Origin of the sequence: Clostridium sp. (assembly GCF_016650095.1) — a bacterium.
Taxonomy (GTDB): domain Bacteria; phylum Bacillota; class Clostridia; order Clostridiales; family Clostridiaceae; genus Clostridium_AD.
Genome location: NZ_JAENWL010000406.1, coordinates 1 through 3023, shown reverse-complemented (window position 1 = coordinate 3023; position 3023 = coordinate 1). Strand labels below are relative to the sequence as shown.

Annotated in this window: 2 protein-coding genes and 1 pseudogene; all 3 read left to right on the top strand. The window is 31.8% G+C overall.

Annotated elements, in window-relative coordinates:
• Positions 1 to 340 (top strand): annotated as a pseudogene (locus JJE11_RS17110) (PTS mannitol transporter subunit IIBC); the annotation flags it as partial.
• Between the two features lie 227 nt (positions 341 to 567).
• On the top strand, positions 568 to 2715 hold the full coding sequence (locus tag JJE11_RS17105; RefSeq protein WP_291637806.1) for a BglG family transcription antiterminator: 2148 nt from the start codon (positions 568 to 570) through the stop codon (positions 2713 to 2715).
• A partial coding sequence (locus JJE11_RS17100; protein ID WP_291637804.1) for a PTS transporter subunit EIIC occupies positions 2705 to 3023 on the top strand: 319 nt, incomplete at its 3' end. The genes JJE11_RS17105 and JJE11_RS17100, both read left to right, overlap by 11 nt.

Genomic DNA, 3023 nt, shown 5'->3' with positions numbered 1-3023 from the left:
GACAGCAGTAAAAGACTTAAAAGGAACTAAAAAAACTGAACAAGAAGTAAAAACATATAATAAAACATTGATAAAGAAAATCGTATTTGCATGTGATGCTGGCATGGGATCAAGTGCAATGGGAGCATCTACTTTAAGAAACAAGCTAAAGAAAGCAGGACTAAATATAGAAGTAATAAATACTGCTATAGAGGATATACCTGAAGATGCAGATATTGTTGTAAGCCATGAAAGTTTAACTTCAAGAGCAAAGACTAAGGCACCAAAAGTAGAGCATATTTCAATTACTAACTTTGTGAGCGACCCTAAATATGATAAGCTCATAGAAAGATTGAAATAATAAATTCATATAAGTGAGAAACTATAATCAGTGAGAAGAAACTATAGTGAGAAACATCTATAGTGAGATAATTCTCACTGATTTTTTAAGCTAGAACATAAAAATGTCATTAATGGTTAATGACAAATCAAATTATCTTTGAGTTGAATACAGTATCTATAGAACATATAATTAGAATATAGATTTTATATATTTAAAAATGTCATTAATAAGCAAGGAGGTGGAATATGAGCGATGTGGTAATAACATCCCGTGTAAAAGAAATACTTCGTTTGTTAATTGGAGCAGATATATCTAATTTTATTACTGTAAACGATATAGCAAAAAAGTTAGATTTGAGTTCAAGGACAATTTTAAGAGAAATGCCACAAGTAGAAAAATGGTTAAAATACAATCACTTTAAATTTATAAAAAAAACTGGAGTAGGACTTTTGCTTAATGAAAATTTAGAAGGTAAGAACAGACTACAGCTATTATTAGATGGATATTATGTAGAGAAGCATTATAAGCCTGAAGAGAGACAATATTTAATAATTAGTGAGCTTATACAAATGAAAGAGCCTGTAAAATTGTATTATTTCACATCAATATTTGGGGTTACTGAAGGGACATTAAGCAATGACCTAGATAAAGTTCAGGAGTGGTTTAAAAAGCATAATTTAAAACTTGTTAGAAAACCGGGTCTTGGAGTATACATTGAAGGTAAAGAAAAAGAATTTAGGCAGGCGCTTATAAGTTTATTATATGAAAATTTAGATGAAAATCAGTTATTACAAATTATAAAGGATAATGTGGGCAGCAGTGAATTTAGCAAGGGTAGGATAGAAATTAATACTAGAAATAGATTGCTGAATTTAATAGATAAAAGTGTAATTAAAGAATTAGAAAAATCAGTATATAAAGTGGAAGAAAAAATGAAATTAAAGTTGGCTGATAGTGCATATGTAGGGCTTATAGTTCATTTAGCAATTGCGATGCAGCGCATAAAAAACAATGAAAGAATAAGTATAGACCCACTATTTCTATCAGAACTGAAAAAAACAACTGAGTATAGCATAGCTGAGGGGCTAGCATCTGATATTTCAAATAATTTCAATTTGGAAATACCTGAAGATGAAATCGGATATATAACTATGCACTTAAAAGGTTCAAAGATGCAGGCAAACATTGAATCAGAAGAAAAGCATATGATAGGAAAATATGAATTGATTAAAATAGCTAAAAAGATGATTGCTATCGCAGAAATTGAAACTGGATGCTCGCTTCTACAAAATAAAAATTTGCTCATGGGTCTGGTAAATCATTTAGAACCGGTAATTAGCCGACTTAAAATGAAGTTAGACATTCGAAATCCCTTGCTAACTAAAATTAAAGAAACTTATCCGGAGATATATGAGACTAGTAGGAAGTGTTGTGTGGTTTTACAAGATTTACTAGGGGTTGAAATACCTGAATCAGAAATAGGATATATTGCAATGCATATAGGGGCGGCAGTGGAAAATGAAGAAAAATTAGAGAGGCGTAGGTATAGGATTGCTGTTGCTTGTGCAAGTGGCATAGGAACATCAAGACTGCTTGCTACAAGACTTCAAAAGGAGTTTAAAAACATTGAGGTTGTAGATGTGATTTCAACTATTAATATTAAGGAGCAGTGGTTAAAAGAAGAAGGAATAGAACTAATTATATCTACAGTAATAATTGATAGTCTTTTTAAAACTGTGATCGTAAATCCACTTCTTTTAGAAGAAGACAAGATCAAAATTAAAACAATTTTAGGTGAAATAAAAGAGAGCATCCATGTTAAGGCGGTAAAGGTAAACAAACATGATAACTTAAAAGATAATATCATAACTCTTATGGAATATGGTGAAGTCTTTATAGAAATTATGAATAACTTTTATTTTGATGAAGATGGAACTATAAATAGTAAGGTTCAATTAATAGAGAAAGTAAGCAAGATTTTTGGAACCACTGAATTGCAGCAAAGAAGGTTACAAGGCGAACTTACAGAGCGAGAAAGATTGGGAACCACTATTTTAAACGGTGAGGGCATTATTTTGCTACATTGTCGTTCTGAAGTAGTAAGTAAGCCTCAAATAGGAGTTATCCGTCTTAAAAATATAATTCACTCAGAGGATGAACATGGAGAAGACATAGATACAGCTTTAGTAATGATAGCACCTCTAGAGATTAAGCGGACATATATAGAAGTAATAAGTGAAATTAGCAAAGCTCTAGTAGAAGTACCTGAATTTGCATTGTCGTTGAAAGATGGAAATAAAGATCAAATAGCTGCTCAGTTAAATAGGATATTTGGAGACTTTTATTATAAAATGAGTAAATTATTTCAGGAGGGTGAAAATAATGGGAGTTAAAACTGAAACAGAACTTAAAACGAAAACAGAACTCAAAGAAAAAGTCCAGGTATTTGGGCGCTTTCTAAGCGGCATGGTAATGCCTAATATTGGAGCATTTATTGCATGGGGGTTAATAACAGCTCTATTCATTGAAACAGGATGGACACCTAATGCTAATCTTGCTAAATTGGTAGGACCAATGATTACCTATCTATTACCACTACTAATAGCATATACCGGAGGAAAAATGGTAGGAGGTAGTAGAGGTGGAGTATTAGGTGCAATAGCTGCCATGGGTGTAATTGTAGGAGCAGACATTCCTATGT